The 14,263-nt window shown below is 51.4% G+C and carries 12 protein-coding genes and 1 tRNA gene; 4 read left to right on the plus strand and 9 right to left on the minus strand.

Annotated features, from left to right (window positions below; translation table 11 throughout):
• Nucleotides 1-24: 24 nt before the first annotated feature.
• From BUA40_RS04990 to BUA40_RS05010, 5 genes are all read right to left on the minus strand, one after another.
• Nucleotides 25-813 (minus strand): glycosyltransferase family 2 protein, encoded by a 789-nt coding sequence (locus BUA40_RS04990; RefSeq protein WP_072799066.1) that lies wholly within the window; start codon nt 811-813, stop codon nt 25-27.
• A 14-nt stretch (nt 814-827) separates the two neighbouring features.
• Complete coding sequence (locus tag BUA40_RS04995; protein ID WP_072799306.1) at nt 828-1,490, minus strand: sugar transferase; 663 nt, start codon at nt 1,488-1,490, stop codon at nt 828-830.
• Nucleotides 1,491-1,527: 37 nt separating this feature from the next.
• A complete protein-coding gene (locus tag BUA40_RS05000; RefSeq protein ID WP_072799068.1) occupies nt 1,528-2,733 on the minus strand; it encodes a DegT/DnrJ/EryC1/StrS family aminotransferase in 1,206 nt (401 codons plus the stop codon).
• A gap of 171 nt (nt 2,734-2,904) precedes the next feature.
• On the minus strand, nt 2,905-3,174 hold the full coding sequence (locus tag BUA40_RS05005; RefSeq protein ID WP_072799070.1) for a hypothetical protein: 270 nt from the start codon (nt 3,172-3,174) through the stop codon (nt 2,905-2,907).
• 241 nt (nt 3,175-3,415) lie between these two features.
• On the minus strand, nt 3,416-4,408 hold the full coding sequence (locus BUA40_RS05010; RefSeq protein ID WP_072799072.1) for an Rpn family recombination-promoting nuclease/putative transposase: 993 nt from the start codon (nt 4,406-4,408) through the stop codon (nt 3,416-3,418).
• Between the two features lie 488 nt (nt 4,409-4,896).
• On the opposite strand from BUA40_RS05010, the gene BUA40_RS05015 reads away from it, so the two are divergent.
• The gene (locus tag BUA40_RS05015) at nt 4,897-5,808 is read left to right on the plus strand and encodes a virulence RhuM family protein (RefSeq protein WP_072799074.1); all 912 of its coding nucleotides are present in this window, start codon (nt 4,897-4,899) and stop codon (nt 5,806-5,808) included.
• Nucleotides 5,809-5,872: 64 nt separating this feature from the next.
• On the opposite strand, the gene BUA40_RS05020 is transcribed toward BUA40_RS05015, so the two are convergent.
• Nucleotides 5,873-6,820: a PD-(D/E)XK nuclease family transposase gene (locus BUA40_RS05020; protein ID WP_072799077.1), complete on the minus strand. Its 948-nt coding sequence runs from the start codon at nt 6,818-6,820 to the stop codon at nt 5,873-5,875.
• 127 nt (nt 6,821-6,947) lie between these two features.
• On the opposite strand from BUA40_RS05020, the gene greA reads away from it, so the two are divergent.
• Both greA and BUA40_RS05030 read left to right on the plus strand, forming a co-directional pair.
• Nucleotides 6,948-7,415, plus strand: a complete 468-nt coding sequence (gene greA, locus BUA40_RS05025; protein WP_072799079.1) for a transcription elongation factor GreA — start codon at nt 6,948-6,950, stop codon at nt 7,413-7,415.
• A 3-nt stretch (nt 7,416-7,418) separates the two neighbouring features.
• Nucleotides 7,419-8,222: a TatD family hydrolase gene (locus BUA40_RS05030; protein WP_072799081.1), complete on the plus strand. Its 804-nt coding sequence runs from the start codon at nt 7,419-7,421 to the stop codon at nt 8,220-8,222.
• On the opposite strand, the gene BUA40_RS05035 is transcribed toward BUA40_RS05030, so the two are convergent.
• From BUA40_RS05035 to BUA40_RS05045, 3 genes are all read right to left on the minus strand, one after another.
• Nucleotides 8,210-10,249, minus strand: a complete 2,040-nt coding sequence (locus BUA40_RS05035; RefSeq protein ID WP_072799083.1) for a putative bifunctional diguanylate cyclase/phosphodiesterase — start codon at nt 10,247-10,249, stop codon at nt 8,210-8,212. The genes BUA40_RS05030 and BUA40_RS05035 overlap by 13 nt on opposite strands.
• 127 nt (nt 10,250-10,376) lie before the next feature.
• Nucleotides 10,377-10,449 (minus strand) — tRNA-Glu (locus BUA40_RS05040).
• Between the two features lie 69 nt (nt 10,450-10,518).
• The gene (locus BUA40_RS05045; protein WP_072799085.1) at nt 10,519-12,471 is read right to left on the minus strand and encodes a peptidylprolyl isomerase; all 1,953 of its coding nucleotides are present in this window, start codon (nt 12,469-12,471) and stop codon (nt 10,519-10,521) included.
• Nucleotides 12,472-12,618: 147 nt separating this feature from the next.
• Here BUA40_RS05045 and nadB point away from each other — a divergent pair, with 147 nt between their 5' ends.
• Nucleotides 12,619-14,202: an L-aspartate oxidase gene (gene nadB / locus BUA40_RS05050; RefSeq protein WP_072799088.1), complete on the plus strand. Its 1,584-nt coding sequence runs from the start codon at nt 12,619-12,621 to the stop codon at nt 14,200-14,202.
• The last annotated feature ends 61 nt before the right edge of the window (nt 14,203-14,263 follow it).

The following is a 14,263-nucleotide window of genomic DNA, read 5'->3' on the forward strand; positions in this document are numbered from 1 at the left end:
CATAAATGCCATAACCAGAATTAATTATACAACTGCGTCAGAATTTAGTACTTCATAAATTCTTTTCTTCCACAGTCCATACCACATGTTCCAACAGGCGTACCAAAGGGCAACCGGAGCAGGTTTACCATCACACATATGGAACAGGTCGTAATGACTGCGGAGTTTCTTGCTCAATTTGTCGTGACTAATGCTTTTCTTGCGAATCCTGTACTTCGCTAGATTTTCCTTGAGCAAGTGTGCTTCTGTTCCAGGTTTCTTGTACAGTTGCAGGCGAATGGCGTAATCATTGTTTTTCTTGATGTCCTTAATTTGGATTAAGCCAAAGTGTTTGGCGCTGTACATCATGGTCAATTGGCCAATGTAGTCGTAGTTGTACATTTTGCGCTTGTTAACAACTCTGGGGCCAGTCACATAGATGTTTAAGGGTTTGTCCTCTTCGTCAATCTTCTCGTATTCCGTGTAAGAGAGTACATACCCATGTTCTTGCATGAATCCAATCTGTTTCACCAACTTTAGCGGAGTCCACAGATCATCGGAATCAAGGAAGGCAATCCATTCCCCCTGGGCTTCGCGCAAAGCCCTGTTTCGGGTCAATGCGGCACCCAGATTCTTTTCATTGTGGAAATATTTGATGCGCGGGTCCTTCAGGAACGGTTCTACAACAGCATCGGTATTGTCTGTAGAACAATCGTCCACTATCAAGAGTTCCCAATTCTGGTAGGTCTGGTCAATAACGCACTGGATAGACTCTGCAATAAACTTTGCAGTGTTCCAAGAGGGCATAATAATCGAAACAAGACCTTCTACCATAATTCTACCCGCAATCAGTTATAATCCTTCCCCAACACGGCAAAAACAGTCCTGGGCATAGTCAACATGTCTCTAAAGAAGTTGAACTTCTGTACAGATTCTAGGTTCCACTTCATCTTTGCCGGCAAAACTTCTTCTATGTAAACCTTGTCCACGTCATCGGCGGCGTTCAAGAGTTTATCTTCGTCCTTGTAGCGTATGCTAGCTTCGCTGGTGATTCCTGCCGGCATCAACAAGGTCGCCATGTATTCGGGCTTGTACTTTTCCACGTACTTCACGGCTTCGGGCCTTGTGCCCACAAAGCTCATGTCGCCATTAAGCACATCGAACAGTTGTGGCAACTCATCGAGCCTTAGGCTACGCAGTTTCGCACCTACTCTCGTGATTCGGCTGTCGTTCCCAACGGTCACTGCAGAACCGATTTTGTCGGCGTTGCTTACCATGGTGCGGAACTTGTGGATTCTAAAGTGCTTGCCGTTGGTGGTAACGCGTTCCTGGCGGTACAAAACCGGGCCCTTGCTGTCTAGCTTGATCATGACAGCTATAACAGCCATGGGAATCGCAAGAATCACAAACAGAATCAAGGCTACAGCCAAGTCAAAGCAACGCTTCAAGGCCAATTGGCCACGGCGCTTTGCCAGAATGTCGTAATACCTGCGAACTTCGTCGCAGCGCATTTCGGCAGGCAGGTTGTCCCACTTGGCTAAAGCCACCTTATACCTCGTATTCCTTGATGGTCTTCACGAAGGTTTCAACAATAAAATCAACCTGTTCGTCGGTCAGCAGCGTATGGAGCGGGAGCGTAATCTCGTTTGCGAACTGGGCGTAAGCATTCGGGTAGTCCTTGATGTCAAAGCCCAAGTTCTTGTAGGCGGTCATCATCGGGAGCGGCTTGTAGTGCACGTTGGTCGCGATCCCCTGTTCCGCCATTTTCACAATGATTTCGTGGCGCTGTTCGGCGCTGATTCCCGGAATGCGCGAGAGGTACAGGTGTCCGCTGGAATAACTGTCGTTTGTAGCGTGCGGCAAGGTCTTTACTCCGAGCGGCTTGAGCGCGGCATCGTACTTTTCGATAATCTGGTGACGGCGTTCGAGAAGGCCCGGGTAGCGTTCCAACTGTTTGAGACCAATGGCCGCCATGATGTCGGTCATGTTGCACTTGTAGTTGGGGGCAACAATGTCGTATTCCCAGGCGCCGAGCTGCGTCTTGGCCAGGGCGTCTTTCGACTGGCCATGCAGAGAAAGCAACTGGAACTGCTTGTAAACGGCTTCGTTATCGATAAAATCGCGGGTGCGCCACGTAGCGGCACCGCCTTCGGCCGTGGTCAGGTTCTTGACGGCATGGAAAGAGAAACTGGAGAAGTCGGCAATTTCGCCGGCCACCTTGCCGTGCCACTTTGCACCGAATGCATGGGCACAGTCTGCCACCACGATCACGCGACCAAAGCCCTTCTGGATTTCGTTATTCGGTTTGAACAGGGCCTTTTTACGTTCAACAATTTCAAAAATGTGGTCGTAATCGCAAACCACGCCGCCGATATCCACCGGAATAACCACCTTGGTCTTTTCAGTAATGGCGTTTTCGAGGGCTTCGTAGTCCATTTCGAAGGAATCCTTGGCGGTGTCCACGAACTTGACGGTCGCGCCGCAATGGATTGCCGGGCTAGCCGAAGCAGTGTACGTGTAGGCAGAGGTGATTACCTCGTCGCCAGGGCCAATGCCCAAAATACGCAAAATCAGTTCAAGGGCTGCCGTAGCAGAGTTCAAACAGACAGCCTTGTCGGTATGGCACACCTTGGCAATTTCAGCTTCGAATTTCTTTGTTCTCGGACCCGTGGTAATCCAGCCAGAGCGCAAGGCCTCGCAGACTTCTTCAATTTCCAAATCAGTGATATCAGGAGGAGAAAAAGAAATCTTCATACGCGCCGCAACCTTCGGTGTTACCCGGCCTTTTTTGCGCTTAGCGACCACCGCTGCGCCCAGTCCGACCGGAATGTGAATTTATTCTGAGCAAATATAAGTAATTTTTACGTAACTCAGGGTGAATTGAGCCCATTTTATCACAGAAATCTTACTTTTTTGCGTAAAACGCTACGCAACCTCGATATCCAGTTTGCTTTCAGTATAGCGCTTGACCACAGAGTTGAGCAGAGTCTGGTATGGAATGCCAACGCGCTCTGCCTTCGCCTTGAACGCTTCCAAGACACCCGGATCAAAACTTGTCCCGACTTTGGTCTTGCGCTTCTTGACCATGGCTACTGCCGCGGCCATCGAGGGAACCTTTTTCATACGCACGCCCGCGTTATCACCCGTTTCCTCGTATTCCCTTTCAAGGGCCAAAGCAAGTTCTTTGTCTGTCATATTTTTACCTCCTAGGGAAAAGCGTAATCAATGTACAATTCTATCTAGATATTGTCAAGATATTTCAAGCATTCACCAACCCTGCCTCCGCTCCCCAACCACCCACCCCCTATGCGTTAGACCCGGAATCAACCTGTCGGAAATTCCGACAAATTCTGGATCAATAAAGTCTATCAAAAAAAACACCCGAATCCAGCGGATCCGGGCACGAAAGTTTTCGGGGAAGGGGGAAAGAGTTCTGCTACTTCAGGGCGAGCATCGCCGAAATCACACTATCCGGCACGTTCTGCGAACGCAAGAAATCAGCGCGCTTAGAATCTCGAGCGGCATTGTCAGCTTCGTTCTTTTCGCGTTCCTTCTTGATTCCTTCATTCACGAAGTGCTCAGCGAAGGTTTCGTAACCCTTGTTCGCGACAATTTCAGGCCTGTCCATTTTGAGGTACCCCCGCTTGTAAGGCCATTTCCACAAAAAGTAGGAAAGAGCCTGTTTAATGAAGTCCTTCCCCTTGTCAGTATTTTGCCACTTGAGCAAACGCATCGCAGCCTCGCGGAAGGAAACTGAAAACTGCTGAGCATTCCAAATATACTTCATTGCCGTGAGCGCGACAAGAGTAAAGGGCGAAAAGTCCTTCAATTCTTCGTCATCAACAGCATGCCCCACGTCTAAAAAGATTGTCTTGAACGGATAACCAATATCATGATAGAACTCGGGATATTCAGCATAATGCGTTTCCGCAAGCGGATCCCAATCATTCTCACCGTTATAGACAATGAAGGCAACCACGGGCACGTCCTTCTTGCGTTCCAGATACAGGTGATGATAGTATTCCGAAATCTGTTTCATCACTTCACTATCCTCGCTAGACTTGTGCTCAGCGATAATCCCCACGTAGAGCGCCGCAGTACCCCCTTCCTTGATATTCGCCTCAAAAACGAGGTCCGAGTAACCCACATGCTTGTCACTGGAGAAGTTCTCGTTCGCACCACGGAGCGTTGACAAGTCAATGGTGTCGAGAAACGCCTTGAGCGTAGGGTCGTGACGAGAGAAGAGCGTCAGGAGCTCCGCCATACGCTTCGGGTCAGCGAAGGCAAAACGCAAAAAGCGATCGTGCGTAAAGTTGCTACCATCCTCTACGGAATCGAGGATTACCTGAAGTTCATGGGCTATGTCACGAACAACAGCATCCGGGGATTCCATCGAAGCATTATTTTCAATATTTTCTTTTTCAGACATTAGCGTGTCCTTGTTTTAGGGTGGCCCTACGGGCACTCCCGTAAGGCGACAGAGAGTTTCGTCCCTATCTATACCTAACACGCTTTTTTCAGCGTTCCGACGCCGAAATTTTTGTAAAACTTTTGTAAAAACAGGATTCGCGCCGAGATCCCCTGCCGCGATCAACTGCGGCAACGATCGTGACCCCTTGGGGCGGAGACAGGTGCCGCGAGCAAGCGAGCGGCGCCTGGCGCCGTTTTACGAGATTCGCGGGAGCCGCGAGGTGAAGCGCGGACCCGTAAAATAGAGCGTGACGGCGCGGAGCGCTAGCGCAGCGCCGGGCCGCCCACCCAGCCTCCGCTCCCCAACCACCCACCCCAAAAATCAGTACGTAAGGAATCCTTACCTACAGCAAACGAAACATCTCAATTATAAAGAAATTCTTTAAAGTTCAAAAATTTTCATAAAACATCTTGACAACCCGCCACAAGTAGTGCACATTTGTTCACATGAACGAAATTTTGCTGTACAAGACCGATAACGCCGAAGTAAAAGTCGAAATAATGCTCCGCAACGAGAATCTTTGGCTTACCCAGGCCAAGATGGCAGAACTTTTCGATGTGCAGAAGGCGGCCATCTCAAAGCATCTGAAAAATATCTTTGCCGACGGCGAATTGCTGGAGTCGTCAGTTGTTTCCAAAATGGAAACAACTGCTTCTGACGGCAAGAACTACCAAACCAATATCTATAATCTCGATGCAATTATCGCGGTGGGCTACCGCATCAACTCCAAAAAAGCGACCATGTTCCGCATCTGGGCGACACAAATCCTGAAAGAATACATAATTAAGGGATTCGCCATGAACGACGATCGCCTAAAGGACCCGCAGAACTTCTTTGGCAAGGACTACTTCGAGGAACAACTTGAGCGCATCCGCGAAATCCGGGCTAGCGAACGCCGTTTTTACCAGAAAATCACGGACATTTACGCAAAATGCAGCGCAGACTACAGTCCCGACAGCCAGATTACGCAGGATTTCTTCGCGACAGTCCAAAACAAATTGCACTACGCAGTCACACACCAAACGGCTGCAGAAATAATCTACACCCGTGCCGACAGCAAAAAAATGAACATGGGGTTGAGGGATACCCTGAACAGAATCGTCACCATGTACCTGGACTACGCCGAACTACAGGCAAAACGCGGGCAAGTCATGTACATGAAAGACTGGGTACAAAAGCTCAACGCATTCTTGCAATTCAACGAACGCGACATTCTCGAGGACAAAGGCAAGGTCACACATGAAATCGCAAAGGCCTTCGCCGAAGGCGAATTTGAAAAATTTCGGATAATCCGCGACGCTAATTACAAGAGTGACTTTGACATGCTCATGGAGGCCACCGCCTCTTACCGCGCATAAAACAAAGCACCCGAATCCAACGAGATCCGGGCACGAAAACTTTCGGGGGAAAGGGGGGGGGCTGCTACTTCAGCGCGAGCATCGCCGAAATCACGTTCTCTGGCACGTTCTGCGAACGCAAGTAGTCGGCCCGTTTGGTGTCGCGAACAGCATTGTCTGCATTATTCTTTTCGCGCTCATGTTTAGCGCCGTTCGCTTGGCCCTTCAAGAAGGCTTCGGCTTCGAGAACCTCGTATTCATGATGATCGAACATGTTTGCCTCCAGTGCTTTCAAAAGTTCAGGGTTCACGCGACTTACGCGCAGACGGTCAAGTGCATTCGCAAAGATTGGGTCTTCCGTTTCGGGAACCTGGAGAGGTCCTCTCGAAATGAGTCGGAGCCAGAAATCTTCGCGAGTTTTCACGCCTTTACGCAACTGCAAAAAGTTGGGCAGGTCTACTACAATATACCTATTTTTCCGCGAAATGGGAAGAGCGTTCCCCGACTTGACTTCGTATTCACTGTATGTTAACCACACATCCTTATAAATTTCCTTTGACCGGAGTACCGGATTGTTGCAAAGCCAAATGGATACCGTTTCCGGAAGTTCATAGTAACGGTACCTGCGTTCTTCTTCCGGCAGGCCCATGAAATAGTCTGAACGGTTGAACTCGTACTTGCCGCGCAGCGTGAGGTACGAATTGTAAAGCTGCATACGGTCGAAAAAGAACGAGTGCACTTTATTCTGCATCTCGATGTTAAGATACCGATTGTCCCGGGTATGCACCCAGACGTCAAGACGCGCGGGGTCATTTTCAGGCATAAAGATGTCGATGGGTTTCTCGAATTCATATTCGAGGTCAACAATTTCATGGTCATGGTCCAGCTGGAGCAAGCTGTTGAGCACATCGCGGATTGTGTCCTTGTCGTCCATCAAGATGCGGAAGGTCGCCGCGTATTTGGGCAGCAGGAATTCTTCGCCCCGTTCGTTTTTAACGATGTAATTTTTGGTCGGTTGATTGGTTGCAGACATGTATTTTCCTTTCGGGTTAAGTTATGGCACACCCCCTTATTACTTAACACGCTTTTTTCAGCATCCCGATGCCAAAATTTTTGTAAAACTTTTGTAAAAACGAGAATATTTTCTACATTAGCGGGCAATGAAACATTTAATCTCGAAAGAAGGCTTTGAAAAGTTCAAGGCGGAATGGGAACACCTCAAGTACGTAGAACGCCCGGCCATGATCAACCAGGTGCAGGCGGCAGCGGCCGAGGGCGACCGCAGCGAAAACGCGGCCTACACGTACGGGCGCATGCGCGTGCGCGAGATTGACCGCAGACTCCGCGAATTGGACCGCATTCTAGACGGCGCCCAGGTGGTGGAATCGCAAGCTAGCGACGACGGCACCATCCGCTTTGGCGCCACGGTCAAGATGAAGGACATCAAGACCAAGCGCGAACGCACCTACAGCATCGTAGGCGAAAAAGAGATCGACCCGCTGCAGGGGCGAATCAGCATGAAGTCGCCTGTGGGCGAGGCTCTGATGGGCAAAAAACAAGGCGACCAAGTGCAAGTTCAAGCACCCAAGGGAGTGATAACGTATGAGATTATTGAGGTTTGCTACTAACCCATGTTCATCGATACGCATTGCCATTTAGATTCTTACGAACAGCATTCGGGCGAAGCACTGGATTCGCTGCTTGCAAGGCTCCCCCACGACGCCGATAAAAACGTGCAGCTGCCCGAGGCGTTTGTCCATGTGGCATGCGACCCGGCAGACTTTGAACGCGCCAAAGAAATTTCCGAAAAATACCCGAACGTGTACGCCGCCTACGGCATTCACCCGGAATACGTAGAGACCGAAACTGCCGAAGACGAGGCTCGCCTCCTTGAATACCTGAAGCACCCCAAGTGCGTGGCGTGCGGCGAATTCGGACTCGATTACCACTACGGCGCCGACACCAAGGCCGAACAGGTCAAGCTGTTCGAGCGGCATCTGGAACTCGGGCTCAGATCGGGCAAGCCGCTGGTTTTGCACCTGCGCGAAGCCGATGACGACGCGCTTGCCGTGCTGCGAAACGCCGACTTGCGCGGCTCCAAAATCCACGTACACTGCTTCACGGGCTCGCCTAAATTCTGCGGGCAGCTGCTGGACCTCAAGTACCGCGGCGCAAGTATTTTCGTGGGCTTCACGGGAATCGTCACCTTCAAGAACGCACAGAACGTGCGCGACGCTGCAGCGCTCGTGCCCATGGACCAAATGCTCCTGGAGACCGACTCCCCCTACATGGCACCTGTCCCCTACCGCGGCAAGCCCTGCCATTCGGGCTATATACCCTACATTGCGGCAGCACTCGCCCAAGTAAAACAAATCCCTGTAGAGGATCTCTACAGGGCCTGTCGCGAAAACACTCGCCGTTGTTACGGGATATAGCTTTCCCCCACGTAGCCTCTTTCGATAACCGGGATTTCTTTGCGCTTTTCGGCCACGGCGGTCGTGGCGGGCGCGTAATGTTCCTGCAGGTAGTCGCGTGCCTTTTCGGCAGAGAGCGGCTTGCTGAAGTAGAACCCTTGAATCAGGCGGCAGCCTTCGTCCCGCAAGAACTGCAGCTGGCTTTCGGATTCCACACCCTCGGCAATCAAGTCCAGATTCATGGACTTCGCAATGCCAATCACCATGCGGGCAAACGAGGCGTCTTCTTCGTCATCGGTCACGTGGTCAATGAACGACTTGTCCATCTTGAGCGTGTGAATCGGGAACTGCTTGAGGTAAGAAAGGCTGCTGTAACCCGTACCGAAGTCGTCGATCGAAATCTGGATGCCCATGCTCGAAAGGGCATTCATGATCTTCACCGTCTTTTCGGCTTCGCACACGGCGGTGTATTCCGTGATTTCGAGCTTGAGGTTCTTGGGGTTCAGCTGCGTTTCAAGCAAGACCTGCTTAATATCGTCGATCATGTTGTCGAGCGCAAACTGCTTAGCCGAGAAATTCACTGCCACCTGAATTTCGGTAAAGCCGGCATCCACCCACTTTTTGGCCTGCAAGCAAGCCATTTTCAAAATCTGCGCACCCAGCGGAATGATCAGGCCGGTTTCTTCGGCAATGGGGATAAATTCCGCCGGCGAAATAAACTTGCTCTTGGACTGGTTCCAACGCACAAGTGCCTCAAAAGCCACGATGCGGTTGCCGTCGGTAATATCGACAATCGGCTGGTAAAACAGCACAAATTCCTGCGCCTGAATCGCCTTGCGAATGTCGAATTCCAGCTTGTAAAGGCGCATGGCCTTTTCGCGGATGCCGCCGCTAAAGAACTGGATTCCGCCGTGGTTCACACTCTTCTTCATTTCGCGGAGGCTCGAAGTCACGTTCGCCATGATATCTTCGACGCAGTCCACTTCGCGGTTCAGCGCCACCGCCATCGAAACGCCAATGTAGAGTTCGCGACCATCGAGCTGGATCGGCTGCTTTACGGCGCTGTGAATGCGGCGCACAATCGACTTCACGTCGCTGTCGTCGTTCTTTTGAATGTCATGCAGCACAATGGCGAACACGTCAGGACCAATACGGGCAATGGTATCGCCCACGCGGCACTGAGCCTTAATGCGGTCGGCCACCACGCGCAGCACGTTGTCACCCACGTTAATGGAATAAGAGGTATTAATCGCGCCAAAGCGGTCAATATCCAAAAGCGCCACGGCGAACAGGTAGTCCGGTCGCTGCAGGGCCATGTCGACATCGACTTTGAGTTTTTCCAAGAAGAACTTGCGGTTGTAGACACCCGTGAGCGCGTCTTGGTACACGTAATAGTAGTTCTGCTTTTCCTGGGCCTGCTTGTCGGAATTTTCGTCGAGGGAACCCACAATGCGAATGGGGTGACCGTCTTCGTTCAGCTGCACGTGGCCCGAAATCACCAGCTTGTCGGCTTCGGCGGAATTGTCGAGCAGCGAAACAATCAGGTGGAACTTTTCGCCCGTTTCGAGCGCCAACTTTAGTTCTTCTTTAAAGCGGAGCCAGTCGCTTTCGACAATGCGTTCCTTGAGCAGGTCAAAAGAATCTTGAATGGGGCTCGCCTGGGCCTGCAACAGCTTAATGGCGCGCTTAGACCAGTAAACCTTGCCCGTTACGACGTCGAACGTCCAAAAACCGTTCGAAGAAACGTCCACCATCATCTGGAAGAGTTCGTCGCGCTCCATGAGGTCTTTCTTGAAGTCGCGGATAGGGGTCTGCGCGGGGGCAGGAACAGTAATTTCGACATCTTCGCGCATGCGCTTGCGGTTGCCGATAACCGGGAACCGGTACATCACGGCCACGACCACCAAGAAGAAATCAGCTAAAAAATAAGGAACAGCCCACAACAGACTGTCCTTAGTCGCTACGATTTCTGGAATAAAAGCAGCAAAGAAAACACTTGCCAAAACCAGCAAGAGTCGCAAAAAAACTTTCTCTTCAAATAATCTCATTTACCCAATTCCGTATGGGCTTAATATATAAATAAATTTTAACAGTGTAACTAAAAATTTTATGTTTTTTTTGATAGTGGATAGTTACACCGAAACAGAAAAACGGACCCGATTGGATCCGTTTTAATAGTGCCAAAGGGACTCGAACCCTTGTTACCGGCGTGAGAGGCCAGTGTCCTGGACCACTAGACGATGGCACCGAAATTCGCCATATTTAGCGATTTTGCCCGCCAAATATAGCAAACAGGTCAATTTCTGTCTAGCCCGGACTAGTCTCTGTAGAAGAGGTCGAGGTTGCTTTCGACAGCCGTGGAGTTTTCGAGATTGCTCACGTATTCGTTGAACAAGCTCATAGCCACATAGCTAGAGGCGTTTGCCACGTCACTCTTGACGGCGTTGTTCACGGCTTCTTCTTCAGGAGCCTTCTTGGAGAGCACCTTCACCATCACGGCACCGTTGTCGGTAGCGATAGCAGAGGACCATTCGCCAACCTTAGCGCCTTCGAGCACCTTGGCGAGGTGGGTGTTGCCGTAGCCGAAGCCCGGAACAAAGCCATCCACAGAGGCGGTAACCTTTTCGATTTCGACCTTTTCGATCTTGTTGGCGGCAACAGTGGCAGAGTCGGCGGCGCTGTCAGCCGGAGCCCAAGCCTTAATCTTGTCGGCAACGGAGTTCAGGTAGCTTTCGGCAGCGGCAGCGGACTTGTTGCGGAGCAGGGTGCTCTTGATGTTGTTGAAGTACAGGTCGAGGCTACGTTCGCCAGCCTTGAGTTCCTTGGACTTGAGGGCGACGACAACCCACTTGTTGTTCTTCATGATCGGAGAAACCTTGCTGGATTCTTCCGGAAGATTTTCATTCGGCCAAGCATAAGAGGTCAGGCCCTTGAGGTAACCGACGCCTTCGATCGATTCGCCGCGAGAAATCCAGTTAGAAGTATGAGTGTCGATGTTCTGTTCCTTGGCTGCTTCGGCGAAGGTCTTGCCGGCATCCACAGAAGCCTTGATCTTGGTGAGGATACCTTCGAGGCTGTCGATGGTTTCAGAAGAAGCGTTCACGACGAGGAGGATGTGAGCCACCTTCACGAGGTCAGCACCGGTAGAATCCTTAGACTTGCCGAGGCTCTTGATGATGTGGTAGCCAAAGCGAGTGCGAACCGGTTCAGAGACTGCGCCGGAGTCGAGACCGAAGGCAACATCTTCGAATTCTTTCACGTACACGCCGCGACCCACGTAGTCGTCGCTCAAGACGCCACCCTTTTCGGCGGTGCCGGCATCTTCAGAAGAAATGCGGGCCATGTCTTCGAACGTGGTGGTCGAAGAGGAATCGGTCAGCTGGTAGTAAAGCGTCATAGCGTATTCGCGAATACGGGCATCGTCACCAGCGGTAGCTTCGACCGGGAGGTAGGCGAATTCAAACTGAGCCATGTCCTTCTGCACGTAGAAGCTGTCGCGGTGGGCGTTGAAGTAGCCTGCCACCATCACGCTGTCCACAGAATTTTCGTCGACCTTGAAGTCGTTGTTAGAAGCAACTGCCACCTGCAGTTCGTAGTCGGTCAAGCGGCGGTTAACAGCCCAGCCAGCTTCCAAGGAAGTGGCATGCACAGAAGCGCCGACCAGCGCCTGCAGTTGACGCATCGGAATGGTGTTGACCTTGAGGTCTTCTTCGAGCTGCAGCATCACGCCCCAGCGGAAGGCTTCGGGAGTCTTGAGCCATGCTTCGTATTCAGCCTTGTCGAAGGTAGAATCGGTCATGAACTTCGGGAGCGTAGACACATAAGCCTGGTAGCGCTGCATAAAGTCTTCTTGGCTTGCAGACTGCTGCTGGATCATGCGGATGCGCATCTGGGCTTCCTGGTAAAGGCGGGCGCGAACGGCATCGGGGTTGCGGACGAATTCAGATTCAAGTTCGGCAACCGAGGCGCTCAGTTCGGCATTTTCGAACTGTTCGTTCAAGAGAATCTGGCGAACAAAGCTGCGGAACACTTCGGTGCGCAACTGGTTGTACTGTTCGTCTTCGAGGTGCTGGCCCTGGTACTGGTTCTGCACGATATTCTTGATGCGGGAGTCGAATTCGGCATAAGTGATCTTCTTGTCGTTGACGATGCCGACCGGATAGCTATGTCCCTGATTGGGCACACGGTCCATGGCCAAAAGGCCTACCACGATACCCGCGGCAAAGATAACGATAATCCACTTGGCTTTTTCATTAATCCACGTTAACATAGAGTAGACTCCATAGAAATTTTTGTCGGGCAAAATGTAGCAAAAAAAATCTATTTCTTTTATTTTGCATTCAAATAATGCCGAAATAGCGCTTTTTTTCTATCTATATACCACGTAAAGACAAAGTTTAGCCAACGGAGTTCGGTCATGTACGACATTTTGGTTCTGGGAGCAGGAATTTCTGGCCTAAGCGCAGCGTTGCACGCAGCAGAAAAGGGCCTTTCGGTTGTCATTCTCACTAAGGGTGCAAAGCCGGACGGTTCCTCAAACTACGCCCAAGGCGGAATCGCCACCGTTACCGAAAAGACGGACAAGTTCAAGTTCCACATTGACGACACGTTGGAAGCGGGAGCCGGCCTTTGCAAAAAGGAACCCGTGAACATTTTGACCAAGAGCGGCCCGGCGACCATTCAGCAGCTGGTCAAGTGGGGCGTGCAATTTACCCCCTCGCCCGTCGACAAGACTCAGTTTGACTTGCACCTGGAAGGCGGCCACAGCCACCACCGCATTTTGCATGCCGCAGACCTTACGGGTAAAGAAATCATGCGTGCACTGCTTTGCGAACTGCACAAGCACAAGAACATCCACTATATTGAAAACTGCTACATCAAGGACTTGATTTGCAAGGGCGAAGGCAAGGCAAAGCGTTGCGTGGGTGCAAAGATTATTCACCAGAAAACAGGCATTGTCGAAGACCTTTACGCAAAGGCTTCTATCCTTTCTACCGGCGGTGCCGGTCGTATCTGGCAGTACACCGTTTGCCCGCACGACAGCTGCGGCGACGGCATGGCGATTGCGGCACGCGCAGGTGCAGCCTTGCAGGATATTGAATTCATGCAGTTCCACCCCACGAGCCTTTATGCGCCGAGCCTCAAGAAGCCGTTCCTGATTTCGGAAGCGGTGCGCGGCTTTGGCGGAATCTTGAAGAACGACAAGGGCGAAGAATTCATGAACCAGGTGCACCCGCTGCACTCCCTTGCACCGCGCGACATTGTGGCACGCGCCATTCACAGCGAAATGCAGCGACTGGGCAAGCCGAACATGTTTATCGACTTGAGCGGTCGCACGCCGAAAGACATCAAGAGCCACTTCCCGAACATTTACGCGAAGTGCCTCGAGGCTGGCATCGACATTACCAAGCAGTGGATTCCGGTGGTGCCGGCCGCACATTACATGTGCGGAGGCGTACTGGTCGACACTTGGTCCAGGACCGAAATCAAAGGCCTGTACGCCTGCGGCGAAGTCGCCGCCACCGGCGTTCATGGCGCTAACCGCCTCGCTTCTAACTCCCTCTTGGAAAGCGTGGTATTCGCGGTGCGTGCCGTTGACAACATTTGCGAAAGCGGCCTCCTTAAAGAAAAGATTGTTCCGAGCAAGGCTAAGCCGCAAAAGGTTTCCTTCGGCAAGGCTGCTTACTGGCGCAAGCGCAAGAAGATTCTGCAAGACATGATGTGGACGCATTGCGGCATCGTGCGTACCGTGGCGGGCCTGAATCAGGGCCTCAAGGTTATCGAAGAACTAGAAAAGGACGTTGATGCAGCGATCAAGAACAAGGAAACCGAAAATCTGCATTACCTTGAATTCTTGAATGCACTTCAGGTTTCCAAGATGATTCTGATTGCAGCTCTCCACCGCAAGGAATCCCGCGGATTGCATTACATTCTGGACTACCCGAATCTGGACCCCAAGACGAAGCATCATACAATTTACTTAAAGGGGTCTGAGCGATGAGGTTCTGAGGTATGAGCTCAAAGGGCGAAAGCCCGAGCTCAAAGCGAAGCGACCTCAAACC

The organism is Fibrobacter sp. UWT2 (genome assembly GCF_900142545.1).
In the GTDB taxonomy this organism is placed as follows: Bacteria; Fibrobacterota; Fibrobacteria; order Fibrobacterales; family Fibrobacteraceae; genus Fibrobacter.

Coding starts and splice junctions, on each gene's coding strand:
- BUA40_RS04995 (WP_072799306.1), bottom strand. CDS start 1,490: ATGCGCTGCGACGAAGTTCGCAGGTATTACGACATTCTGGCAAAGCGC.
- BUA40_RS05020 (WP_072799077.1), bottom strand. CDS start 6,820: ATGTCTGCAACCAATCAACCGACCAAAAATTACATCGTTAAAAACGAA.
- BUA40_RS05030 (WP_072799081.1), top strand. CDS start 7,419: ATGTTCATCGATACGCATTGCCATTTAGATTCTTACGAACAGCATTCG.
- nadB (WP_072799088.1), top strand. CDS start 12,619: ATGTACGACATTTTGGTTCTGGGAGCAGGAATTTCTGGCCTAAGCGCA.
- BUA40_RS05000 (WP_072799068.1), bottom strand. CDS start 2,733: ATGAAGATTTCTTTTTCTCCTCCTGATATCACTGATTTGGAAATTGAA.
- BUA40_RS05015 (WP_072799074.1), top strand. CDS start 4,897: ATGAACGAAATTTTGCTGTACAAGACCGATAACGCCGAAGTAAAAGTC.
- BUA40_RS05010 (WP_072799072.1), bottom strand. CDS start 4,408: ATGTCTGAAAAAGAAAATATTGAAAATAATGCTTCGATGGAATCCCCG.
- BUA40_RS05035 (WP_072799083.1), bottom strand. CDS start 10,249: ATGAGATTATTTGAAGAGAAAGTTTTTTTGCGACTCTTGCTGGTTTTG.
- BUA40_RS05005 (WP_072799070.1), bottom strand. CDS start 3,174: ATGACAGACAAAGAACTTGCTTTGGCCCTTGAAAGGGAATACGAGGAA.
- BUA40_RS04990 (WP_072799066.1), bottom strand. CDS start 813: ATGGTAGAAGGTCTTGTTTCGATTATTATGCCCTCTTGGAACACTGCA.
- BUA40_RS05045 (WP_072799085.1), bottom strand. CDS start 12,471: ATGTTAACGTGGATTAATGAAAAAGCCAAGTGGATTATCGTTATCTTT.
- greA (WP_072799079.1), top strand. CDS start 6,948: ATGAAACATTTAATCTCGAAAGAAGGCTTTGAAAAGTTCAAGGCGGAA.